20 protein-coding genes are annotated in these 22,240 nt (G+C 64.0%); 8 read left to right on the top strand and 12 right to left on the bottom strand.

Annotated features, from left to right (window positions below; all coding sequences use genetic code 11):
* Position 1: 1 nt before the first annotated feature.
* The 3 genes from FCS99_RS10215 to FCS99_RS10205 all read right to left on the bottom strand — a co-directional run bounded on the left by FCS99_RS10215 (position 2) and on the right by FCS99_RS10205 (position 2,852).
* Positions 2-856 (bottom strand): hypothetical protein, encoded by an 855-nt coding sequence (locus tag FCS99_RS10215; RefSeq protein WP_138512164.1) that lies wholly within the window; start codon positions 854-856, stop codon positions 2-4.
* Complete coding sequence (locus tag FCS99_RS10210; protein ID WP_138512162.1) at positions 853-2,175, bottom strand: hypothetical protein; 1,323 nt, start codon at positions 2,173-2,175, stop codon at positions 853-855. Before FCS99_RS10210 ends, FCS99_RS10215 begins: the two co-directional genes overlap by 4 nt.
* A gap of 74 nt (positions 2,176-2,249) precedes the next feature.
* On the bottom strand, positions 2,250-2,852 hold the full coding sequence (locus FCS99_RS10205; protein WP_138512160.1) for a TetR/AcrR family transcriptional regulator: 603 nt from the start codon (positions 2,850-2,852) through the stop codon (positions 2,250-2,252).
* A 200-nt stretch (positions 2,853-3,052) separates the two neighbouring features.
* Here FCS99_RS10205 and FCS99_RS10200 point away from each other — a divergent pair, with 200 nt between their 5' ends.
* Positions 3,053-3,649 (top strand): helix-turn-helix domain-containing protein, encoded by a 597-nt coding sequence (locus FCS99_RS10200; RefSeq protein WP_138512158.1) that lies wholly within the window; start codon positions 3,053-3,055, stop codon positions 3,647-3,649.
* A 15-nt stretch (positions 3,650-3,664) separates the two neighbouring features.
* Here the strand turns inward: FCS99_RS10200 and FCS99_RS10195 are convergent, their stop codons facing one another.
* On the bottom strand, positions 3,665-5,173 hold the full coding sequence (locus FCS99_RS10195; protein WP_138512156.1) for a UbiD family decarboxylase: 1,509 nt from the start codon (positions 5,171-5,173) through the stop codon (positions 3,665-3,667).
* Between the two features lie 202 nt (positions 5,174-5,375).
* Here FCS99_RS10195 and FCS99_RS16120 point away from each other — a divergent pair, with 202 nt between their 5' ends.
* Positions 5,376-5,792, top strand: coding sequence for a BLUF domain-containing protein (locus FCS99_RS16120; protein ID WP_171036326.1), 417 nt, complete (start codon positions 5,376-5,378; stop codon positions 5,790-5,792).
* Here the strand turns inward: FCS99_RS16120 and FCS99_RS10185 are convergent.
* From FCS99_RS10185 to FCS99_RS10165, 5 genes are all read right to left on the bottom strand, one after another.
* On the bottom strand, positions 5,776-7,170 hold the full coding sequence (locus FCS99_RS10185) for a serine hydrolase domain-containing protein (RefSeq protein WP_138512152.1): 1,395 nt from the start codon (positions 7,168-7,170) through the stop codon (positions 5,776-5,778). The genes FCS99_RS16120 and FCS99_RS10185 overlap by 17 nt on opposite strands.
* 37 nt (positions 7,171-7,207) lie before the next feature.
* Positions 7,208-7,984, bottom strand: coding sequence for an enoyl-CoA hydratase (locus tag FCS99_RS10180; RefSeq protein ID WP_138512150.1), 777 nt, complete (start codon positions 7,982-7,984; stop codon positions 7,208-7,210).
* Positions 7,985-8,075: 91 nt separating this feature from the next.
* Positions 8,076-8,507, bottom strand: a complete 432-nt coding sequence (locus tag FCS99_RS10175; protein WP_138512148.1) for a MarR family winged helix-turn-helix transcriptional regulator — start codon at positions 8,505-8,507, stop codon at positions 8,076-8,078.
* 50 nt (positions 8,508-8,557) lie between these two features.
* On the bottom strand, positions 8,558-9,481 hold the full coding sequence (locus tag FCS99_RS10170) for a thioesterase family protein (RefSeq protein WP_138512146.1): 924 nt from the start codon (positions 9,479-9,481) through the stop codon (positions 8,558-8,560).
* A gap of 25 nt (positions 9,482-9,506) precedes the next feature.
* Positions 9,507-9,935, bottom strand: coding sequence for a transcriptional repressor (locus FCS99_RS10165; RefSeq protein ID WP_138512144.1), 429 nt, complete (start codon positions 9,933-9,935; stop codon positions 9,507-9,509).
* A gap of 116 nt (positions 9,936-10,051) precedes the next feature.
* Between FCS99_RS10165 and FCS99_RS10160 the strand changes: the two genes are divergently transcribed.
* From FCS99_RS10160 to FCS99_RS10145, 4 genes are all read left to right on the top strand, one after another.
* Entirely contained in the window at positions 10,052-12,181 is a 2,130-nt protein-coding gene (locus FCS99_RS10160) for a TonB-dependent receptor (protein WP_233352749.1), read from the top strand.
* A gap of 124 nt (positions 12,182-12,305) precedes the next feature.
* Positions 12,306-12,923 carry an OmpW/AlkL family protein gene (locus FCS99_RS10155; RefSeq protein WP_138512140.1) on the top strand — a complete coding sequence of 206 codons (618 nt, stop codon included), beginning with the start codon at positions 12,306-12,308 and terminating at the stop codon, positions 12,921-12,923.
* 167 nt (positions 12,924-13,090) lie between these two features.
* Entirely contained in the window at positions 13,091-13,873 is a 783-nt protein-coding gene (locus FCS99_RS10150) for a SapC family protein (protein ID WP_138512138.1), read from the top strand.
* Between the two features lie 160 nt (positions 13,874-14,033).
* Positions 14,034-16,136 (top strand): protein-disulfide reductase DsbD family protein, encoded by a 2,103-nt coding sequence (locus FCS99_RS10145; protein ID WP_138512136.1) that lies wholly within the window; start codon positions 14,034-14,036, stop codon positions 16,134-16,136.
* Here FCS99_RS10145 and FCS99_RS10140 read toward each other — a convergent pair.
* Entirely contained in the window at positions 16,133-16,606 is a 474-nt protein-coding gene (locus FCS99_RS10140) for a hypothetical protein (protein ID WP_138512133.1), read from the bottom strand. The genes FCS99_RS10145 and FCS99_RS10140 overlap by 4 nt on opposite strands.
* Before the next feature lie 182 nt (positions 16,607-16,788).
* On the opposite strand from FCS99_RS10140, the gene hisS reads away from it, so the two are divergent.
* A complete protein-coding gene (gene hisS, locus FCS99_RS10135; RefSeq protein ID WP_138512131.1) occupies positions 16,789-18,264 on the top strand; it encodes a histidine--tRNA ligase in 1,476 nt (491 codons plus the stop codon).
* A gap of 273 nt (positions 18,265-18,537) precedes the next feature.
* Here the strand turns inward: hisS and FCS99_RS10130 are convergent, their stop codons facing one another.
* Positions 18,538-19,671, bottom strand: a complete 1,134-nt coding sequence (locus tag FCS99_RS10130; RefSeq protein WP_138512129.1) for a hypothetical protein — start codon at positions 19,669-19,671, stop codon at positions 18,538-18,540.
* Between the two features lie 322 nt (positions 19,672-19,993).
* Here FCS99_RS10130 and FCS99_RS10125 point away from each other — a divergent pair, with 322 nt between their 5' ends.
* Complete coding sequence (locus FCS99_RS10125) at positions 19,994-21,100, top strand: glycoside hydrolase family 3 protein (protein ID WP_138512127.1); 1,107 nt, start codon at positions 19,994-19,996, stop codon at positions 21,098-21,100.
* On the opposite strand, the gene FCS99_RS10120 is transcribed toward FCS99_RS10125, so the two are convergent.
* The gene (locus FCS99_RS10120; RefSeq protein ID WP_138512125.1) at positions 21,097-22,185 is read right to left on the bottom strand and encodes a serine hydrolase domain-containing protein; all 1,089 of its coding nucleotides are present in this window, start codon (positions 22,183-22,185) and stop codon (positions 21,097-21,099) included. The genes FCS99_RS10125 and FCS99_RS10120 overlap by 4 nt on opposite strands.
* Positions 22,186-22,240: the final 55 nt, after the last annotated feature.

The following is a 22,240-nucleotide window of genomic DNA, read 5'->3' as shown; positions in this document are numbered from 1 at the left end:
GCTATTCCTCGCAATCGGCGAAATGCGCGGTCAGCAGGGAGTCCCATTCGGCCAGCCCCCCATCAGAGACGTGATCGAGGCGCAGGCGGAAATCCGTATAGCCGGGATGGTTCGGTGTCGGGAAAACGGCATCGACGATGTAGCCCTCATCCGCATCCAGCCACAGCACGGCCTCGCCACCTGTGGCACGCTCGCCGGTCAGGGCTGAGCCGGTGAGCGCATAGCGGCGGGTCCGGTGACCCAGATGGGTTTCACGGGCATCCGGCGTGGCGGTGACATTGCCCATCCAGAACATCGGGTCGGGATTGGACGGATCGGCCCAAAGCAGGGCCATGCCGAACCCGAAAACCGCGTCCGGGTCGGCCAGGTGCGGCGTCATCACGGTCAGGCTGGCCAGGTCGAAATCATAGAGATGCCAGGGCCGGCTTTCGGTGCGGGCTTCATCCGTGATGGTGACATTCGGCAGGCGGACGTCCAGGCTCAGCGCATCCGTGGCGGCGTCCCACGCGATGAAGGCGAACTCCATGTGCCGGGCCTCCGGTTGCAGCTGGCCGCCCACCAGGCGTGTCGTGCTCAGCGTCTCCGGGTCCAGCTCGGCGGTCACCAGGGCGGCATTCCTGCACAACCCGTTCTCCTTGTAGACTTCCAGCTCGGTTTCCGAGCGCTGGAAGACGGTGACGCGTTCATCCATCGAGCCATCCGTATTGGTCCGCTCATAATAGTAGATGCGGCCGATCGCGGCGTTTTCGGACTGGTAGTCCCATTGGCTGTCATCAGCCTGGACACGGGCCGTGGCACAGGCGGTCGTGGCGATGAGGGTCAGGGCAGCGCCCAGCAAGGCATTGAGGCGGGTCATGGGTCTTGTCCTTCAAGGTCAGCCAGCGCGGTAGCCAGGACGGGGTCCGTGCCGGTCTGGTAATCGGAAAACAGGTAGGGAATGACGACGTCCGGCGTGACGAAGCGGCGGTCATCATCCGCGTTAGAGGTCCGGTAGTATTCGCTGGCGTGGATGACCGGCAGGAGGCTGTTCGGCGTCACGAAGATATTCGTCTCGCCATGATGATTGGGCCGGTCGGCGGTCGCCTGGCCGTAGAAGCGGGCCGGGGTCTGCTGTTCCAGGTCGGAGACCAGCATGATGGCGGCGGAGTGCGTCTGGCGGCTGGTTAGAACCTGGATCCGGCCTTCCTGCATCAGGACATCACTGGCCGTGATCACCGCCATGAAGGCCGCGTTCAGCGACCCATCTCCGCCCAGGCAGCGGCGCAAGTCGAGGACCAGGGCCGGGCGGTCCAGCTCTTCGGCGGCTTCGACAGCCGCTTGCGCGGCTTCCGCATAACTCAGTTCGGTCCCGTTCTGGATCTGGTCGATACGCAGATAGGCGGCTTCGGGCAGCCGCTGCACGGTGAAGGGTTCCGCGGCCGGGCGTTGCCAGAGAGGTTGCTGTGCGGCAGCCGTGACCCAGTCGTCGATCCCGGACGGACCGCTGTCCATGGAGAAGATCCAGTCATAGACCGCATCCGCCGGAAGCGGGTGCATCACCACCGTGGCGGCGTGGCCATCCTGCTCCACCGTCACCGAGATGTTGCCGGCGTTCAGGGCGAGGTCCAGCGCGGTCAGGAGCTCCGCCTGCATCAGCCACTCGGCGACAAATTCGCGGGCGAAATTCACCGCATCGGTCGGCAGAAGCGTCATGGCGCGGGCCACGGCCTGTTCCGTGTCGACATGGCCGATCGCGGTGACGCGCGCGCCGGCCAGTCCGGCCCACTCACCCGTGGCACCGACAATGTAGAGCCCGTCATCAAAGAGCTCGAAACGCACGGGCAGGGAGCGGAAGCCAGGTCCCGGCGGCAGGCCGTCAAACGGCAGGGCGTGCATGGGCATCCAGGAATGCCCGTCACCCACCAGGGCCAGGATATGCGCCAGGCCGGCAATCCGCTCGGCCCGGTCCATCTGCGGTATGTCAGCCTTGTAGGCCTCTATGGCTGCCCGGAATTCCGCTTCCGGCGTGTGGAAGAAGGGGTTCTCGTGCTCTGCCTCCAGCACGGCCACCAGTGCATCAGCATCGGCGCGCCAGGCGTCAGCGTCGTCCGGCTGGGCCAGGGCGGGCACGGCCCAGGCCAGCGCCAGGGCCGACGCCGTGGCCAGCGTCCATCGGTTTGAAAGCCTGCGTCTCATTCCATCTCCTATATGGACTTAAGTCCAAATTTTGATGATCCTGAGATGCGTAGGCCTGACTGTTTGGATGCGAGTCAGGCTGAACTTTTTTCAATGCCTTGAAAAAGCAAATCAAATCGCGCGCTCAAATCGGCCTGTAACGGGGTCTTCTGACCGGAATTCACCCAGTCATGGGTCGTGACCGTCAAAATGCCCACCAGGAAGTCGGTCAGCACATCCGGGTCGACATCTGCCCGCAACTCGCCGGATGCCTGACCTTCATCCACCAGCTCCCGGAAGAAGGTCCGCATGATGTCATCCGCCTCGCTCTCCGCGTCCGCCAGCGGGCCATGCCCCATGGCCAGCGACGCAAACTCGCGCACCATGGCCTTGTTGGCATGGGCAATCGGACCAATCGCCGCGAACAGGGCTTCCAGCCGGTTGCGGAAACCGGTCAGCCGGGCCGAGCGCGCCGCGCGGATCACATCATCCGTGAAACGCTGAAAGAACTCCGCCAGAAAGAGAAGCTTGGACGGGAAATGATTGAACACACTCGCCCGCGCCATTCCGGCCTCCGCCGCGATCCCGTCCATCGTCGTCGCCTCCAGCCCCTGTCGCTCGATCAGGGTGATGGCGGCCTGGTAAATTTTCTCCCGGTTGGCCCGGGCGCGGGGGGAGAGGGTAAGGAGCTCGGTCATGGCTCGAGACTGGCATGATTTAGATTCGGGTCCAAATTACGAGATGTTCGCGTTCTCTGCGTTTGGGGAAGAAGGGTCGGCAGATTGTGAACTTGGCGGCGCGCCAGTCCGAGCTATGTTTTTGATAATCCGGGTAATGAGGAGTTGCCTCCTGCGGTTTCCGGAAAAATTCGAATTATCTGCTGCTTTTGGGGAAGAGCATGAATTGGGCTGACAGGATACGGGAAATCCGGTTCTCCGAGAATCTCAAGCAAGACGTCCTCGCGGCGCAGCTGGGGGTTAGCCAGGGCCTGGTGTCGCAATGGGAGCGCGGTGCTGCGGTGCCCAAGCCGGCGATGCAGGCGCTGATCGAGGAACGCTTCGGCCTGTCTCAGCGCCAGCTTACGCTTCGCGCCCAACGCCTCAGCGTCCAGCGATGCCCCAACATTGCGGGCCTTCTGCGGGTCAAGGAGGGAGAGGTGTGGCTCGACGCATTGAGTGCCTTCACCGATATGGACAGTTTCCTGGTGAACTCGAAGGATGTCGGGACCAGCATCCAGGGCAAATTGGGCGAGCTCATCGATCAGCAATACGTACAGTTGAGAGATGTCGGCGCATTTGATGGTGAAAACATTCTCGGCATCGGTCGGTTCATCGCCGAGCGGGATGGACGGCAGCTCTTTGGAGAGACCTGCTATGCAACCGTCGTTCTGGCGCCGGGGGAAAGTGTTGTCCGGGTCGATAGCCGTGTCAGCACACGGTCGGTCGATCGTGAGACGGCGGTCAAATACGACGCTCTGGAAATCATTGCCCGTTGATGGTGGCCTTGGAGGTCAACCCAGCTCAATTCCCAACTCACCCCAGACCGCATCCACCTTCGCCTTCGTCTCGGCGTCCATGTCGAGCTTTTCGCCCCATTCGCGATGGGTTTCCCCGTCCACCTTGTTGGTGGCATCGAGGCCGATCTTGGAACCCAGGCCGGAGACGGGGGAGGCGAAGTCGAGATAGTCGATGGGCGTGTTCTCGACGGTGACGATGTCGCGGGCCGGGTCCATGCGGGTGGAGACCGCCCACATCACATCCTTCCAGTCGCGCGCATTCACGTCCTCGTCCACGACGATGATCCATTTCGTGTACATGAACTGGCGCAGATAGGACCAGGCACCCATCATCACGCGCTTGGCATGGCCGGCATAGGCCTTCTTCATCGAGATCACGGCGATGCGGTAGGAGCAGCCTTCCGGCGGCAGCCAGAAATCGACGATCTCCGGGAATTGCTGCTGGATCAGCGGGATGAAGACCTCGTTGAGCGCCTCGCCCAGTACGGAAGGCTCATCCGGCGGCCGACCGGTATAGGTGGTCAGATAGATCGGCTTCTTCCGCATGGTGATGGCGGAAATCTCGAAGACCGGGAAATGCTCGACGGAATTGTAATAGCCGGTGTGGTCGCCATAGGGGCCTTCCGGTCCGTACTCGTCCAGCAGGACATGGCCTTCCAGCACGATCTCGGCTTCGGCAGGGACTTGCAAGGGCACGGTCTTGCAGTCGACCAGTTCCGCCTTCTTGCCGCGCAGAATGCCGGCGAACTGGTATTCCGACAGCGTGTCCGGCACCGGGGTGACGGCGGCCAGGATCGTTCCCGGATCGGCACCCAATACCGCGGCGGCGGGCAGGGGTTCCGGCTTTTCCTTCTTCCAGCGCTGATAGTGCTGCGCCCCGCCGCGATGCTTGAGCCAGCGCATCAGGGTGCGCGTCTTGCCCAGCTTCTGCATGCGGTAAATGCCCAGATTGAAATCATCCGTGCGGTCCTTGCCCGGGCCCTTGGTGACGACCAGCGGCCAGGTGATCAGCGGGGCCGGCTCGCCGGGCCAGCAGGTCTGGATCGGCAGGCGGTCGAGGTCGATGTCATCGCCGGTCAGCACCACCTCCTGGCAGGGAGCGGTCTTCACGGTCTTGGGCCGCATCGACATGACCGTCTTGGCCAGGGGCAGCATGTCGAGCGCATCCTTCACGCCGCGCGGCGGTTCCGGCTGGCGCAGGAAGGCCAGGAGTTCACCCACTTCGCGCAGTTCTTCGCCCGTGGTGCGGGCTTCCCCGCCCAGCGTGACCGCCTGGGCGACGCGTTTCACCGTGCCGAACAGATTGACCAGGCAGGGCATCTCGCTCGGCTCGCCCTTTTCATTGAGGACATTCTCGAACAAGAGGGCCGGCCCGCCGGCTTCCAGCGTGCGGCGGTGGATCTCCGTCATTTCGCGGTCGGTCGAGACCGGCGTGGTGATGCGGACGAGATCGCCCTCGGCTTCGAGCTGGTCGATGAAATCGCGCAGGGATTTGTACGCCATGCGGGCACTCCGAATATCTGTGGGGGAGAAACTGCAAGTTTGCGACGGAAAGTCCAGCGGACGACGTGTCACACAGGCCCGGCAATGCCCGGTATTTGAGACAAAACTGCTGAAAATTTATCGCGCAGTTTTGAAACCGATTTCAGGGTTGTCGGTTATTGGCCTGTCCAGACTTTGTAGATGCGTATCCGGAAACCCCTTCATGTTGCACAGAATGGTTCTCTCCGCCCGGTCGGCCATCGATCTGGGCGCAGGCTCGCTCAGTGGTCCGCTGGGCTCTCTCCTCACGGCATGCATGAAGGCCAGTATCGAGGATTGCCTGACCGGTGAGATGGCCTGGCAGGGGGATCATTTCTTCCTGGTTCTGGAAGGCGATCGTCAGCCGCTTCTGCGCTATCTCGCCTCGGCCCGGCAGGATGCACGCCTGACCGGTCTGCGTCGGCTGGAATTCGGTCCGGTCGACCGGCGCGAGTTCGAGACCTGGTCTGTCGGCCGGCGTGCGGGGCAGGCGGGAGCGGGGCTCGATGCCCTGACCGCCGGCGAGGTGCGCGCCCTGATCCGTTCCATCATCGGTGAGAACTGCCTGGCGACCTCGCCGCGTCTCATTCAGGCTGCGTAGCCGGGTCCGTTTCGATACCGTCCTGATCCTGTCGCAGTGCACTCACGACCGCGGCGGCGAGTTCGTAAGAGCGCGATGAGGCGCGATTGGTGGCTCCGAAACGGACCACAACCAGGTCCTGTTCGGGCATGATGAAGCCCCATTGCGACTGGAATCCGCTCATCATGAAGGTGCCTTCGGGCACGCCATCATGCTCACCCGGCAGCCAGAAACCCATGCCATAGGCCCGGTTCGACCCGTCTGTCGGCGTCGACACGATGGCATTCCAGTCCTCCGGAAGAAGACGTTCGCCGTCGAACACACCCTCATTGGCATAAAGCCAGCCCATCCGCGCCCAGTCCTGAGCCGTGGCATACATGTAGGAGGAGCCCTGGAAGGTTCCGGTCTCGTCCATCTCCAGGATCGGCGAATACATGCCCAGCGGTTCGAACAGGATCTCGCGAAGGCCTTGAACCCGTGAGGGAATATCGTCACCCAATTCTTGCTGCATGGTGTGGGTGGCCATGATCGTATTGCCGCTCATGTATTGCCAGTGTTCCAGCGGCGCATGCAGGCGGTCACGCGTTGCGGCGTATTGCGTCATGTCAGACTGGGTGAAGAGCATTTCCGAGTTCGGGTCGAAACCGGTATTGGTTTCGGCAATGGCAAAACCGCCCGCCATGCGCAGCAGGGCCTCGATCGTGACATCCTCATAATCGGCACTGACCGCCGACAGGGAGGGCACGGCGCCCTCGGCTTCAATGTCCAGAACGCCTTGATATTGCAGACGCCCGGCCAGCGTCGTCATGGCACTCTTGGTCATGGACCAGCCATGGAAGCGCGTCTCGCGGCTGGCTTGTGGCGCATAGCGCTCCGCCACCAGCTGGCCCTGATAGAGCACTGCCACACCCAGCGTATTGCGGTCATCCGTCTCCGGATCCCCGAAGGCCGCATCAATCGCCGCGTCCAGGGCGGTGCCGTCGAAATGCGCATCCCGGAAGGCCGGGTCGATCTCCATGGGCTGGAAATCCTGTGCTGCGGGCACGGTCAGATCCGCATCAAAGGCGTCGGAATCATGCACCAGCGTGCAGCCCAGCCCGTCGCGCCAGACCGCGGTCTGTTTCCAGAAAATACCCAGAACACCGGCGCTTACCGTGCGAGCCTCTTCATCGACCTCCGAGGTGATCAAGGCACCGGCAGCGCCCAGCAGCGGATCCAGATAGACCGAGCGGGCGAACTCACTGTCCAGTCCGGACACCCAGGTGAGGGAGCAGGTCTGTTTGGCGACAATCCCGGTGCCGGAGGGCAGGTAGACCCGCCCCACCGGTGACAGATTGAGGGCGGCCAGGCCGCCGACCAGGATCACGGCGGCCGTTCCCGCCAGCAGACGTTTGATCATGCCATTTCCCCCCACCCGTTCCGGGCTGTCGTGTTGTCTAGCCGAGCTTGTCGAAATCCGGCGCGCGGCGTTCCAGGAAGGCGGCGGCGGCTTCAGCGAATTCCGGCGATTGTAGCTGGTTGGCGAAGATCGTGTTTTCGCGGTCCATCCGGTCCTCGATGCTTTCCACCGGCTGGCGCATCAGCGCCTTGGAGGCCTGTAGTGAGCTGGGCGCCTTGGCCGCCAGGATGCCGGCCATGAATTGCGCCGTCTCGGCCAGCTTGTCGGCCGGGGTGACGCGGTTCACCAGCCCGGTCTCGCGGGCGCGGTTGGCGTCCCAGGTGTCGCCCAGAAGAAGGAGTTCGGCGGCCACGGCATGCCCGAAAATGCGCGGCATGAGCTGCGAGGAGGCATATTCCGGGGCCAGGGCCAGATCCACGAAGGGCGTCTTGAACACGGCCCGGTCCGAAGCCACGACCAGATCGCAATGCAGGAGCAGGGTGACGCCGATGCCGATCGCCAGCCCGTCCACGGCGGCGATCACCGGCTTGCGGCAATTGAGCAGGGCCATCATGAACTGGCGCACGGGCGGCGTGTCGTGCTCGCCAAATTCCGGCGGGCGCTGGGTGAAGTCGACAATGTCATTGCCGGCAGTGAATACGCCCTGCGTGCCTGTCAGGATGCAGACCCGAACGGACGGGTCCTCATTGGCGCTGTTGAGCGCGTCGGCGGCCGCGGAATACATGTCCTGGGTCAGGGCATTCTTCTTCTCGGGGCGATTGAAAGTGATGGTGCGGATGCGATCCGCCGTTTCGACCAGAACCAGTTCGCTCACGCGAGCCTCCCATTTTTGATTTTGGGGTATGCTAGCGCGGTTCTGGCGGGACGGAAACCCTGCGTCAGTTGACGTAAACGTAAGCGCAGGCTCAGGATTCCGTGGCGAGACGGGTCAGGACGCGGTACAGCGCATCACTGTCCGCCTCGCCCAGCCGGGCTTCCAGGTCGGTATTCATGTCGCGCAGGATATGGTCCGCCGTATCGCCCAGGGCGCGGCCCTTCTCGGTCAAGGAAACCACGGCCGAGCGCTTGTCGGTCCGCGACGCTGTCTTCACCACCAGGCCCAGGGCCTCCATCCGGCTGACCAGTCCCGTCACGGCCGGCGGGTTGAGGGAGAGCATGTCGCCGATATCGCTCATCCGGCGCTCGCCGCGGCGGGCGAGCAGGAAGAGCAGCGCAGCCTGGGCCGTCGACACGCCGACAGCCTTGCGCAGACGCGCATCGGCCTCCCGGTCGAGCCGCCGGGCTGCGATTTCCAGCAGGAGGAAAAGCCGTCGATCAACGGCACGTGCGCGAGCCATGCGTCATCAGTGCGGCGATTCTGATGGTCAGGGGAGGGCGTTGGGCGATGTCAGGCGCGCAGCCCGTCGACACAGGCGGCGCGGACCCGGGCCTGCACCGCGTCCGGGACATCCAGGAGTTTGCGGGCGGTGAGGTCCATGGGCGCGGCGACGCCTTCCATCGTCCACCAGACTCGACCCGTCGCCGGTTCCATCACCCAGTGCACGATATTGCGCACCTTGGGGCTGACCGATTTCAGCCCGGAGCGGATGACATACCCATCCCCGCAGCGCGGCCAGGCGCGCGGACGGATATGGCATTCCAGCAGGGCCGAAGCGACCTGGCCGGGGGATCCGCCGGCATGCTGCTCCCATTCCTCGGGGAAGGCCGCGGCGAAATTGGTCACACTGTCGGAGACGCGTCCCAGCAGGAATTCGGCCCGCATGGATCCGAACCCGTCCATCTCGGCCTGACCGAACCGGCCCCGGCCGATGGTTTCCAGTCCCATTTCGTCGGCCCGCGCGAGGCCGGGTGAGGCCGGTACACCATCGAGCTTCAGTCCACGGGGAGCGGCGAAGCCAGGCAAGTCGACTTTCAGGGTCTCGGCGCGCGCATGAAAACGCTGCGGCCAGGGGAAATCCGTCGTGGTCTGCGGAGCGGCATGCGCCAGCAAGACGCGGAAACTGGCGGCCGGCTTGCCGGTGCCGGAATGGCGCATCACGAAAATGGCGTTGGCGGTGCGCTCGTCATGGCCCAGCAATCCGCCCTCGATATAGAGCGGCGCGCCGGGATGGGCCTCGGCGAGGAAGCGGACATGGATGTCCCGCGGGATCAGCGTGGCGGAGGCGTCGGGCCGCTGGATCGGATTGAGCCCGGCGGCTTCGGCCAGATTGGCAACGGCCTCGGACAGGCGGGCCAGATAGAAGCGGACATTGAAATGGCCCAGCTCGTCACATTCCCAGGCATTCACATTGCCGCGCCAGAGTTCGATCATGATGTCCGTCCCCCGTGTGTCCCGGTCAGTGACGGCATTTACCGCAATGGCCGAAATGCTCAACCACGGATCGTTCGATCACGAAGCCTTCCGGTGTGTTGATCGGGGAGGGGACGCCATGGCGCTCTTCCACATTACCGCAATCGGTGCAGATGTAGAGTTCCGCTCCGCCATCATCATGGGCGTGCGAGCAGCCGACGAAGGCATTGAGCGCTTCCACCTTGTGGACGAGACCGGCCCCCATGAGGAAATCCAGGGCCCGGTAGACCGTGGGCGGTTTGGCGGCGCCGGGTCCGGGTTTGAGGGCTTCGAGCAGGTCGTAGGCCTTCACCGGACCTTCAGCGGTCAGCACGAGTTCCAGAACACGCTTGCGCACAGGGGTCAGCTTCTCACCGCGTTCGACGCAGTGGGCTTCGGCGGCCTCGAGGGCCCGGTTCAGAGAATCATGTCGCATCTGACGGTTATTTAATCCGAGATTCCGGAATTTCACACCCTTGGGGGCTTGCGGGCCCGGAAACGTTATAATATCACCCGCCGTGAATGTTTTGTTATTTCATAACGGGGATGCCCATGCGTGCGGGATTGATCATGACGACGGCGATGGCCGGGGCGCTGGCCGGTTTTGGCCCGGCCGCTCTGGCCCAGACAAATCAGACGTCCGAAGACGAAACGGTGGATGTCATCAGGGTCACGTCGGCACCGCTCGGCGTGGCCGCGGACGAGATCGCCGGCGCGGTCGAAGTCGTGGATCGCCGTCATCTGGAAGACAATCTGGCCGGCTCCCTGGCCGACACGATTGCCCATGAGCCGGGCGTGTCCACGACCTATTTCGGTCCCGCGGCCAGCCGCCCCGTCATTCGCGGCCTCGGCGCCGACCGGGTCCGGGTCCTGTCTAATGGTGTCGGCCTGATCGACGCCTCGACCAATTCACCCGACCACGCCGTGGCCTCCGAAGCGCTCGAAGCCGAGCAGGTGGAAATCCTGCGGGGACCGGCGGCCATTGCCTATGGCGGCGGCGCCATTGGCGGTGTGGTCAATGTGATCGACGGGCGTATCCCGGAAGAGCGGGCCGAAGAGGGCCTGGATGGACGTTTCTACACCGCGCTGACATCGGTCGATGCGGGCGAGACCGCCGCCGGCCAGGTCCGCTTCAATGCGGGTGCCTTCGTGTTCAACCTGCAAGCCCTGACGCGTACGGCGGATGATTACGACATTCCCGGATACGCCGAGTCCGACCTCTACCGCATGTTCGAGGAAGCCGAGCATGAGGCGCATGAGGACGAGGGCCATGAGGAGGACGGTCACGAGGAAGACGAACACCCCTCCGGCAGTGTCGAGAATTCCGGCCTCACCTTCGACATGATGTCGGGCGGGGTCTCCTGGGTCGGCGAGAACGGCTTCATCGGCATCAGTGTCCGGCGTTCCACCTCGCTCTACGGTGTGCCTGGCGGCCATGAGCATGGCGGCGAAGAAGAGGATCACGACGAACACGGGGACGAGGATCACGAGGAGGACGCGCACGGCCATGCGGGCGTCCGCATCGATCTGGAACAGACCCGTTATGATCTGCGCGGTGAATGGCGTGATCTGGGCGAGCACATCGAACGCCTCCGTTTTTCCTTCGGCACGGGCAGCTATGAGCATGTCGAGCTGGAAGGCGATGAAGTGGGGACCCGATTCACCAATGATGGCTGGGAAGGCCGCCTGGAAGCCCGTCACACGCCGCGCGATATCTGGGGCGGTCTCTGGGAAGGGGCGGTCGGTCTCCAGGCCTTCAGTCGTGACTTCGCCGCCATCGGTGATGAAGCCTATGTGCCGCCTTCGGAGACGTCCGATTGGGGTGTCTTCGTGGTCGAGCGGTGGGATGCCGACAATTGGGGTCTGGAAGGCGGTCTGCGCCTGGAGCGCCGCGAACTCGATACGGCGACGGACTCCCGTGATTTCGACACGCAAAGCCTGTCCGGATCCGTGTTCTTCCGTCCGGTCCGCGACACCTTCCTGGCCGTGACCGTGTCCAGTGCAGAGCGGGCGCCGACCGATGTGGAACTGTTTGCCGACGGTGTGCACGTCGCGACGAGTTCCTATGAGCGCGGCGATGCCACCATGGATATCGAACGGGCCGTATCCGTCGAGCTGACCGCCCGGACGACAGTGTCCGACTGGGGCGTGGAGGCTTCGGTCTTCCGGGCCGAGTATGACGGCTTCATCGGTGCGTTTGCCACCGGTGCGGAAGAGGATGGTCAGCCGGTCTATCAATACAGCCAGAATGACGCGACCCTGTCCGGCTTCGAAGGCCGGGTGGAAGGCCCGATAGGGACTTTCGGGGACTGGGATCTCGATGCCGAGTTCACGGGCGAATATGTCCAGGGTGAACTGGATGACGGATCCAACTTGCCGCGCCTGCCCCCGCTGACCCTGTCGGCCGGCCTGACTGCCAGCACGGAGCGCCAGTCCGTCTATCTCGGCGCCGAATGGGCCGATGTGCAGAACGATACCGCGGCGGAAGAGTTCAAGACGCAAAGCTATGTGCTCTTCAATGCCCGTTATTCGGTGGAGCCGTTCGAAGACCGGGGCCTGCGCCTGATCCTGGAAGCCCGCAATCTGACGGATGAGGAGGCGCGTCTGCACACCTCCTTCCTGAAAGACCAGTTGCCGCTTCCGGGCCGGAATTTCCGGGCCGCGCTCGTCCTCGACTTCTAGCCTGAAAACGTCCTGCGTCAGCCTGCCGCGCGGCAGGCTGACGCGCGGCGAAACGCGCAGTTCAACCCGCGCGCTACCGGGTCCAGAAAGTCCCCATATTCTTTAGGGACGAAAGGACGGACCCATGAAACGGATGCTTCTCGGCGCTGCCGCGGCTCTCATTCTCGCCGCGCCGGCGATGGCGGAACAGGGCGACTGGCTGGTGCGCCTGCGCGCGATCAACGTCGTGCCGAACGAAGAGGCGACGATCACGCCGATCGGTGGGGATGTCGATATTGACACCTCGGTCGTGCCGGAATTGGACATCACCTATTTCGTGCAGGACAACTGGGCGCTCGAACTCATTCTCGGCGTGACCCCGCACGATGTGATGGCCGTGGACACGGCGGCCGGCGATATCGATCTGGGTGATGTCACCCTGCTGCCGCCGACGCTGACGCTGCAATACCACTTCAACCCGGAAGGCCAGTACCGCCCCTATGTCGGCGCGGGTGTGAACTACACCCATTTCTTCAATGAGGACCTGCCGTCGGGTTCGGCCCTGAGCACGATCGATTACGATGCCAGCTTTGGCCTCGCCGCCCAGGCCGGTATCGACATCGCCCTGCAGGATGAGTGGTTCCTGAACCTCGACGTCAAGTACATCGACATCGACACTGATGTGGTGATCGACGGTGCGGTGAATGCCGACGTCCAGATTGACCCGGTCGTGTTCGGCGTCGGCTTCGGCCGCCGTTTCTGATCACCAGACCGGCTTCACAAGCCTCCAATCACAGTCCAGTGCCGGATCCAGCCAGGGTCCGGCACTGATTTTGCGTCCGATGGCATGGAATCGCCCTGCGCGGCTGCGTTGCCGGAACAGGGCATATCCGCTATCTAGCGCCCAAAGGACTAAAAGGGGTTTTTATCATGGTCGACGCCGCCACCGAGCCGCGCCTCACCGGATCCGTGCCGCTCTACAAGAATGTCGAGCCGCTCAACCGTCAAAAGCACAAGTCTTACGGTGTGAAAACGGTCTCCAATCCGTTTTCCTTCCTGAAGGACTGGCACTTCGTTCCGGCGATCAGCCCGGAATTCGCCTTCGCTTGCGGCAGCTTTCCGATCGTCTTCCTGGGCGAAAAGAAAATGCCGGTCTTGGTCATGGGCCTGCGCGCCGGCACGAACCTGTTCGTGGATGAGAACGGCCAGTTCGACGCGGAACACTACATTCCGGCCTATGTGCGTCGCTATCCTTTCGTGAGCGCCTCTGCCCAGAACGACCAGCCGTCCACCGTCTGTGTCGACCTGGACGCCGAGTTCGTGGTCTCCGAAAACCCGGAGCGTCCCTTCTTCGACGAGCAGGGCGAACCGACCGATTACATGAAGCAGGCCATCGACTTCGTGTCGGCCTTCGAGAATGACGCCCGTATCACGGAAGCCTTCGTGGAACGTCTCGTTGCTCTGGACCTGCTGGAAAAGAAAGACATCAAGGTCGCCAATCCGCAGGATCCGGAAAACCCGGTTACCGTCGCGGAATACTGGGGCGTCTCCAATGAGAAGTTCTCGGCCCTGCCGGCGGACAAGCTCAAGGAACTGCACGACAGCGGCGACCTGGTGGCGATCACCGCCCACATCATCTCCCTGCAGCGTTGGGACCGCATTCTGCGCCGGACCTCGCTGAAGGCCGCCGCGGACGGTCAGGCCCAGGTCTGATCCGCGTCGAACCGGTGAATTTCGAACGGCCGTACCCTCCCGGGTGCGGCCGTTTGTCTTTGGGCGATCACCTTTGCGTCAGACCGGTTCGACAGTTCGCGAATTTCTTCTATATCCAGCGGGACCTGGATGAATTGTCCCGCGACCGAGAGGTTTCCTGATGCGTGTTTTCCTGTTCTGCCTGTTTGCCCTTCTGGGGACAGCACCGGCCATGGCCCAACCGGGCTGGGCGAGCGGGGAGCCGATCGTCGAGGCCGAACTGGTCGCCGATGTGGCGCAGGCCCAGCCGGGGGAAAGCTTCCATATCGGTGTCCATCAGGTCATGCCGGACAACTGGCATACCTATTGGCGCAATCCCGGCGATAACGGTCTTCCGATCGAAATCGACTGGACCGTGCCGCAGGGCGTGGAGATCGGCGATATCGCCTGGCCGGCCCCGATCGAGCTGCCCCTGTCCGATGACATCATGGACTACGGCTACAAGGACGAAGTGACCCTGCCCATGCCGGTTCGGCTCGCCCCGGACTTCGCCGGTGACACGCTCACCCTTGTCGCGGACGCCACCTGGCTGGTGTGCGAGGAAATCTGCATTCCGGAGGAACGCCGGCTCGAGCTGACGCTCGCGGTCGGGGATGCGCCAATCCAGAACGAGGCCGGCTATTGGTATATCCGGTCGGCGCTGGACACGGTGCCGATGCCGGATCCGGCCGTCTCCAGCGAGCTGGGCCAGGTCTCCGACCGGGTCGTGCTGGCGCTTATGGGCGGTGATTTCGACGGGCCGGAGGATACGGTCCGCAATCTGGTCTTCTACCCGTTCAAATCCGGCCTGATCCGCCATGCGGCTATGCAGGATTATCGCCGCGTCGAGGGACGGACCGTTCTGGTGCTGGCACCGGGCTATGCGGCCGAGGACCGGGTCGAGTCCAGCCGGGGCGGGATCGTCTCCTACGAGGTCAATGAGGACGGCCGCTGGGTGGCCCGCACGATCGAAGTGAACCCGGAGCTCCTGGATGATGACATGACGCTGGATGACACGGTCGCGGACGTGACCATGCCGGTGAACTACATCGTCATTCTCCTGCTGGCCCTGGGTGGTGGCCTGATCCTCAACCTGATGCCCTGCGTCTTCCCGATCCTGTCGATCAAGGTGCTCAAATTCGTCCAGGTCGCCCATTCCGATGCGGCCAAGGTGCGTGAGCAGGGCCTGTTCTTCCTGGCCGGTGTCCTGGTCAGCTTTGTCGGCTTGGCCGCCATCCTGGTCGGTTTGCGGGAATTCGGCCTGCCGGTGGGCTGGGGCTTCCAGCTGCAATTGCCGATCGTGGTTGCGGCGCTGGCAGTCCTGCTCTTTGCCATCGGTCTCAACCTGCTGGGCGTGTTCGAAATCGGAACCCGACTGATGGGGCTGGGCTCCGGTCTCGCCGAGACGCCCGGTGCGCGCGGCGCCTTTTTCACGGGTGTGCTGGCTGTGGTCGTGGCAGCGCCCTGCGTCGGGCCGCTGGCCGCGGGAGCCCTGGGCTTGGCGCTGACCCAGCCGGCCATTGTGGTGATCCTGGTCTCGGCCGCCATGGGTCTGGGCCTGGCCCTGCCCTTCGTCGCCCTGTGTTTCGCGCCCGGACTGTTGCGGCTCATGCCGAAGCCGGGTGCCTGGATGGTGACTTTCCGCCAGTTCCTGGCCTTCCCCATGTTTGCCTCGGCGCTGTGGCTGGTCTGGGTCCTGTCGATCCAGTCGGGCTCGTCCGGTGTGCTGCTCGTGGGCGGAGCGATGGTGGCCCTGTCCTTTGGTGTCTGGGCGCTGGGGCAGGCGGGACCGGTGTGGAAGGCGGTCGGGGCTCTGGGCCTGATCCTGGCCGTGGCCTGTACCGGCTGGATCAGCCGCATCCCGGCCGACACCGCGTCGTCCAGCAGCGTCACCGTGGCCGAGGAAGCCTGGTCACCGGCGCGTGTCGCCGAGCTGCGGGCGGAAGGACGGGCGGTGTTCGTGGATGTGACAGCCGCCTGGTGTGTGACCTGTCAGGTCAACAAGGTGCGCGTGCTCAATGATCCGCGCGTGCAGGAGGCGTTCAACGAGTATGATGTGGTTTTCCTGCGGGCCGACTGGACCAACCGGAATGAAACCATTGCCAACCTGATCCGGGATCATGGCCAGGCCGGTGTGCCGCTCTACCTGCTCTATCCGGCCGGGGGCGGTTCCGCCCAGGTCCTGCCGACCGTGCTGACCCGCGACGGGCTGATCGCCAGCCTCGACCGCGCCACGCGCCGCTAGTTCGACCGGGCCGGGCAGCTCGCCGGAAGGTTCACGTCTGACAGGTCGGCATCCGTGTCGGCCGCCGGGGCAATCTCGGCAGCATCGCGCATCAGGTCGGCCAGGCCGGCATAGATGTGCGCCTGTTCCGCCGCCGTTTCGGCAGCATTGATCGCTTCGATCCGGGCTTCGGTGTCCCGGGACATGCCCCGGAAGATGCAGCGCAGGTCGACCGGTCCTCCCGCGGCATCGATCTGGCGGCTCAGCATCAGGGCTTCCGTGGCAAACTGGTCCAGTTCGAAGGAATAGGGGTCTTCAATGTCCAGCGGTGCTGCCGGCGCGGCCGGACGCAGCGCCGCCTCGCGGGACCGCGCTGTCGCTTCGGTGCCAAGCCGTTGGGCAAACTCGGCCAAATCGCTTCCGGGACCGGCCTGGGCTGTTGCTGTCAGGCTGGTCAGAAGGATGAGGCTGGTGCCGATGACACGCAACATGGCGGACGTCTCCCGTTCAAGATCAGGCCAGTCTGGCAATAACGCCTTGATTTCTCGTGAATCCGACGCAATTCCGGGGCCAGTCCTGCTAAGACGGGTTCACAGAGACGGGCCTGTCGTGGAAAACACCGCTTTCACACTGAGGGGCGGGCCCTGGCGCCTGCCTTCGCCGGAGAGACCCAATGAGTGCCAAGAAGCCCTTTCGACCCAAGGCGCGCCGTCCGCGTGGCTTTGAAGACCGCAGCGGTTCCATCCTGCGGGTCGAGCGGCATCTGATCGAGCGCGCGAGCCGGGTCTATGATGATTGGGGGTTCGAACCCCTGATGACGCCGGCTTTCGAGTATGCCGACGCGCTGGGCAAATTCCTGCCGGACGAAGAGCGTCCGAATGAGGGCGTGTTCGCGCTGGAGGATGATGACGGCCAGTGGCTGTCCCTGCGCTATGACCACACGGCGCCGCTCGCCCGTTTCGTGGCCGAGAATTATCAGGACCTGAACAAGCCCTATCGCCGCTACCAGGCGGGCGATGTCTGGCGCAATGAAAAGCCCGGACCGGGCCGCTTCCGCCAGTTCGTCCAGTGTGATGCCGATACCGTCGGCGCCGCCAGCGCGGCGGCCGATGCCGAAATGATCGCCCTGGCCGCTGAAGTCATGCGGTCTGTCGGTCTGAAGGACGGTGACTACGTTGTGCGGGTCAATGACCGCCGCTTGCTGGACGGTGTGCTGGAAAGCATTGGTGCCGCCGAGCCGGAGCGCCGCATGCGGGTTCTGCGCGCTGCGGACAAGCTGGACCGGCTGGGCCGGGACGGCGTGGCCATGCTGCTCGGAGAGGGCCGCAAGGACGAGTCCGGCGACTTCACCGAAGGCGCCAAGCTCGACACCGCCTCGATCGACCGCGTCCTGGCTTTCCTGGATGCCTCGGGCGGCAGCCGTGAAGACGTCATCGCCCGGCTGGAGCCGCTGGTCGGCACGTCGGAAACGGGCAAGGCCGGTATCGCGGCCCTGAGCGAGATCCACGATGTGCTGTCGGCCATTGGTGTGAATGAGGACCGGGCCCTGTTCGATCCGTCCGTCGTGCGCGGTCTGGGCTATTACACCGGCCCGGTCTATGAGGCCGAGCTTCTGGCCCAGGCGACCTATGATGACGGCTCCCCGATCCAGTTCGGCTCCGTCGGCGGCGGTGGCCGCTATGACGACCTCGTCTCCCGCTTTACCGGCCAGGTCGTGCCCGCGACCGGTTTTTCCTTCGGCGTGAGCCGTTTTGCGGCGGCCCTGTCGGCGCTGGGCCTGACCGGGGCCTCGCAGGAGCGTCCGCTCGTGGTCGTGGTGGCCGCGGAGAAGGACCGGTCGGCGGACTATCTGTCCATGGCGGCCGAGCTGCGCGAAGCCGGTTTCCGGGCCGAGGCTTTCGTCGGCGGCGGCAATATGGGCAAGCAGATGAAATATGCCGACCGTCGCGGCGCTGTGGCAGCCGTCATTGTCGGCTCGAACGAGCGTGAAGAGGGGCTGGTCACGATCAAGGATCTCAAGCTCGGCGCCCGTCTGGCCGCGGATATTTCCGACAACAAGCAATGGCGCGAAGAGCAGCCGGCGCAGGAAACCGTGGCCCGCCAAGACTGGATCGAAGCGGTCGAGCGTATTGCAGCGCGGAATGATTGAACCGGAAAATGCTGCGCTGCGGCAAGGACTTATCCTCAGCGTACGGAAAAGTTGGGGGTTGACGTAAGGGTCATGCCACGTAAACGTATGTAAAGGACACGGGCCTGACCGTCCTGTCCTTTCGGCGTTTCGGGGAGGAGACGCCCTTTATCGACCAACCGTTATCTTGGGGCTGGCCTTGTGCCAGCCCTTTTTTTGTTTCGACTTCGGGTATTCAAACAAAAACGGGCCGGTAAAGACCGGCCCGTTCTGCAAACCTGTCATGGCAGGCGATCAGTCGTCACGGTCCGCGTCATCCGTGTGGATTTCGACCACGACATGGCGGCCGCCATCCAGTTCGATGATCCGGCGTTCGCCGTCCTCAGTCTGGAACTCCAAACGCTCGACCCGGCGCATGGGGTGGCCATCCCCGTGACGTTCCGATCCACCGGCCAGCCGGTCCGATTCGATCTGGTTGAGCCATTCGGTCAGGTCGTCGCCGGTCTTTTCCTCACCATTGACCCAGACGCGGCGGCGGCCATCCTCGTCCTCTTCGACCCGGACCTCGCGCTGTTCGTGGAAGGCGTGCTCGCCATCATCGCTGCGCCATTCCCAGGTTTCGTCACCCTCCGCATCGCCGTGGCGGCGGCGGATGACTTCGATCCGGTGGCGTTCCCGCTCGGCCCGGGCCATTTCGCGCTCGGCGCGCGCCATGTCACGCGCCGCCTCACGCAATTCGACGCGGACACGACGGCGTTCGCCTTCCATGTCCCGCATGTCTTCGCGCACGTCCCGCATGGCTTCGCGCATTTCCTCGCGGGCTTCACGGAGGGCTTCGCGAACCTCCTCGCGTTCCTCCGCCGTCATTTCGTCCCAGTCCTCATCGTCGATATGGCGGCCGTCCAAGCCCTCCATCGCGTGCTCCAGGCTCTCCAGGATGTCTTCGGTCAGGCCTTCCGTGTCGAAGGCGAAGGCATAGGCATGGGTGCCGTCCTCGCTTTCGAACCGGGCGCGGATTTCCTCGCCCATCCGGGCCAGGTGTTCGGCGCGTTCGGCCATGTGGATCTCGAATTCGCGATCGAATTCCACATCGAATTCGCCGCCGACAACGCGCAGCTCGTCACCATCGACGATCACGACACTACCGTGGCCGGCTTCGACGACCTGGCCATCAATGCGGACCTCGCCATCCTCGATCTCGATCGTCTGGCCGTTCACGGTGATCACCGTGTCCTCGCCATCGCGTTCCATGTGGAGCGTGCGGTCGCCGTTCTCGCCGCGCAGTTCGATGATCGGGCCATCGCCGCCAATCATCACATTATGCCCGGACTCGACGCGGACGCGTGTTTCCTGTTTTTCGCCATCAAAGGCAAAGGCGGCGGCGCTCAAAGTGGCGACAGAAATGCCGGCCAGAAGAATTCGTTTCATGACTATCCCTCGTTTTCCCGCAGCCAATGTGGACAGGTCAGCCTTACGGCGCCTGTTCTGTGTCCTGAATATTTCGTCACACTCTGGACTGTCTGCCCAGACGAAAAGACGCGGCGGACCGGACATCCGGCCGCCGCGTGAGGCTCGCAGTATTTTAAGGGGCCGCAATCGTGAGCCAATCACGGCACGCTCACCCTGACAGGGCCCGGGAAACCGCGAAATTGCGGCCGGGTGACCATTTCGACATGTTGCCCGGCCTTGCGCTTTGCGCTGGCCTGCCGCTTGCTTCGGACGGGCCCAATAGCGTTTCAGGGACAGTGCCGTGTGGAATATTGATCGTCGCCGCTTGCTTCAGTCGGGACTGGCTCTGGCCGGTCTGGGCCTGACCCCGGCCGCCTTCGCCCGGATTGCGGAACAGCCCCTGGACGAGAAAATCGGCCAGATGCTCCTGATGGGGTTCATCGGCCGGGACGCAGAGACGGACGGCGCGGCCATCGTCGCGGATCACCTGGCAGCCCGGCGGATCGGCGGCGTGCTCTTCCTGCGCCACAATGTCCGCTCGCGCGAGGGCGCGGAGAGTTCGGCGCGCCTGTTTGCAGCGGCCGACCCGACCGCCTGGATGGCGATCGATCAGGAGGGGGGGCTGGTCCAGCGCCTGTCCCGCGATCTGGGCTATACCCACATTCCCCGGGCCATGCAGGTGGCGGACACGTATGACCCGGATGAGGCCGGTGCGCTCTATCGCCTCGCCGCGGAGGAATTCCATGCCGCTGGCTTCAACATGAATCTGGCCCCGGTGGCGGATGTCCATGATCCGGACAATGCCGTGATCGGCCGCCATGGGCGCGCCTATGGCACGGCGGCCGGGCCGATCGCGGACTATGCCAGCGCCTTCATCGACGCTTTCGAGGCCGAGGGCTCCGTCTGCGCCATCAAGCATTTCCCCGGCCATGGACGCTCGCGCGGCGACAGTCATGACGGCTTTGTCGATATCACCCACACGTGGAGCGAGGCGGAGCTGGAACCCTTTGCCGAGCTCATCCGGCGGGACCGGGCCCATCTCATAATGGGCGGGCATCTCACGCTGGAGACCGTCGATCCCAGTGGCGTGCCGGTGACCTTCTCCCGCCCGGCCCTGGAAGGCCTGCTGCGCGACCGGCTGGGCTTTACCGGTGCCATCATGACCGATGATCTCGACATGGCCGCGATCCGCAACAATTTCGTCCAGCGCGAAGCCGTGCTGCGCTCCATCGAGGCCGGCAATGACATCATCATGATGTCCAACTCCGCCAGTCCCGATCCGGAACTGCCGCAGAATTTCATCCGCTGGGTCACTGAGGCGATCGCCGAGGGGCGCCTGAGCGAGCAGCGGATCAATCAATCCGCTGCCCGTCTGGCCGTTCTGAAGCAACGCGTGGGACTGGGCTAGTCCTGCGGTGCGGCCAGGATGAAGAGCAGGTCCCGCGCCAGGCTCCCGGCCAGTTGTGGCTGGCTGCCATTGAGATGGACGATGACGGTCACATCCGGTGACAGGACCCGCACGGCCGTCGTCACATAGCCATCGATGAAGCCGCTATGCGTGGCCAGGGACAGCCCGGATTCGTGTTCGACATAGAGCGGGCCCAGCGCCCTGTAGCGGCCATTGCCGCGGTCCAGCCGGTCCGACAGCATGGCGGTGCCGATATCGGACAGCGCGCCGTCTGATGCGAACAGGGCATTCAGGAAACGCGCGGTGTCCGTGACGCTGGCCATCACACCGCCATCGGCGCCGTTATTGTCGCGCAGGGCAAAGGTATCGACCGTGTCATCGCCCAGCCGTCCATAGCCATGGATCGTGTTGCGCGGATCATCCTCGATGTTGAAGCCGGTGGCGTGCAGGTCCAGCGGCGTGAAGATCATGTGCTCCATCAGCGTGCCCAGCGGCTCACCGGTCACAGCCTCTGCGACCAGGCCCAGAAGCTGGTAATGACTGTTGGAATAGCCATAGCCTTCGCCTGGAGCGTAGTCGGCCGGCCGGCCGCGGATATGGTCGAGGGTGATCTGAGGGGTATTGCGCGGTGTGGTGCCGACCTGTGCCTCCCAGGCCTCGTCGTAATAATCGGGCACACCGGCTGAATGATTCAGCAATTGGCGAAGGCTGGCCGTGTCGGCATTGGCGATGTCCGCGATGAGCTCCGGCGCCACATAATCGGCCGTCGTCCGGTCCAGATCGATCACGCCCTCCAGGGTGAGGCGATGGATGACGGCGGCCGTGTAGAGTTTGCCGACACTGGCTAGGCGCAACAGGGCGTCTTCCGGCATGGGTGTGTCACTGGCCCGGTCCGCTAGTCCGCGGGCGTAGACATGCTGCTCGCCCCCGGCTTCCACCAGGACCACCGCACCGGCAATGCCTTCGGCCAGGGTCGCGTCGATCCGCGCCTCGATTTGCGCATCGAGGGCAGATTGCGAACAGGCCGCGGCGGTGACGGCCAGGCCGGAGAGAATGGCGGCGATGAGGGCTCGGATCGGGGGCATAGGGCACTCGGCTTGTTTTTGTCAGGTCCGCAGACTAGACGAAGTTGCGCGCCGA

The sequence above is a fragment of the Maricaulis alexandrii genome (genome assembly GCF_005871165.1).
GTDB classification, from domain to species: Bacteria; Pseudomonadota; Alphaproteobacteria; order Caulobacterales; family Maricaulaceae; genus Maricaulis; species Maricaulis alexandrii.
This window is presented reverse-complemented; position numbering and strand designations above follow the sequence as displayed.

Excerpts from the sequence above, each read along its gene's own strand:
- FCS99_RS10175 (WP_138512148.1), bottom strand. The coding sequence starts at position 8,507 with ATGGCTCGCGCACGTGCCGTTGATCGACGGCTTTTCCTCCTGCTGGAA.
- FCS99_RS10155 (WP_138512140.1), top strand. The coding sequence starts at position 12,306 with ATGAAACGGATGCTTCTCGGCGCTGCCGCGGCTCTCATTCTCGCCGCG.
- hisS (WP_138512131.1), top strand. The coding sequence starts at position 16,789 with ATGAGTGCCAAGAAGCCCTTTCGACCCAAGGCGCGCCGTCCGCGTGGC.
- FCS99_RS10195 (WP_138512156.1), bottom strand. The coding sequence starts at position 5,173 with ATGGCGTACAAATCCCTGCGCGATTTCATCGACCAGCTCGAAGCCGAG.
- FCS99_RS10145 (WP_138512136.1), top strand. The coding sequence starts at position 14,034 with ATGCGTGTTTTCCTGTTCTGCCTGTTTGCCCTTCTGGGGACAGCACCG.
- FCS99_RS10205 (WP_138512160.1), bottom strand. The coding sequence starts at position 2,852 with ATGACCGAGCTCCTTACCCTCTCCCCCCGCGCCCGGGCCAACCGGGAG.
- FCS99_RS16120 (WP_171036326.1), top strand. The coding sequence starts at position 5,376 with ATGTTGCACAGAATGGTTCTCTCCGCCCGGTCGGCCATCGATCTGGGC.
- FCS99_RS10200 (WP_138512158.1), top strand. The coding sequence starts at position 3,053 with ATGAATTGGGCTGACAGGATACGGGAAATCCGGTTCTCCGAGAATCTC.
- FCS99_RS10215 (WP_138512164.1), bottom strand. The coding sequence starts at position 856 with ATGACCCGCCTCAATGCCTTGCTGGGCGCTGCCCTGACCCTCATCGCC.
- FCS99_RS10120 (WP_138512125.1), bottom strand. The coding sequence starts at position 22,185 with ATGCCCCCGATCCGAGCCCTCATCGCCGCCATTCTCTCCGGCCTGGCC.
- FCS99_RS10185 (WP_138512152.1), bottom strand. The coding sequence starts at position 7,170 with ATGATCAAACGTCTGCTGGCGGGAACGGCCGCCGTGATCCTGGTCGGC.
- FCS99_RS10130 (WP_138512129.1), bottom strand. The coding sequence starts at position 19,671 with ATGAAACGAATTCTTCTGGCCGGCATTTCTGTCGCCACTTTGAGCGCC.
- FCS99_RS10170 (WP_138512146.1), bottom strand. The coding sequence starts at position 9,481 with ATGATCGAACTCTGGCGCGGCAATGTGAATGCCTGGGAATGTGACGAG.
- FCS99_RS10150 (WP_138512138.1), top strand. The coding sequence starts at position 13,091 with ATGGTCGACGCCGCCACCGAGCCGCGCCTCACCGGATCCGTGCCGCTC.
- FCS99_RS10140 (WP_138512133.1), bottom strand. The coding sequence starts at position 16,606 with ATGTTGCGTGTCATCGGCACCAGCCTCATCCTTCTGACCAGCCTGACA.
- FCS99_RS10210 (WP_138512162.1), bottom strand. The coding sequence starts at position 2,175 with ATGAGACGCAGGCTTTCAAACCGATGGACGCTGGCCACGGCGTCGGCC.
- FCS99_RS10160 (WP_233352749.1), top strand. The coding sequence starts at position 10,052 with ATGCGTGCGGGATTGATCATGACGACGGCGATGGCCGGGGCGCTGGCC.
- FCS99_RS10165 (WP_138512144.1), bottom strand. The coding sequence starts at position 9,935 with ATGCGACATGATTCTCTGAACCGGGCCCTCGAGGCCGCCGAAGCCCAC.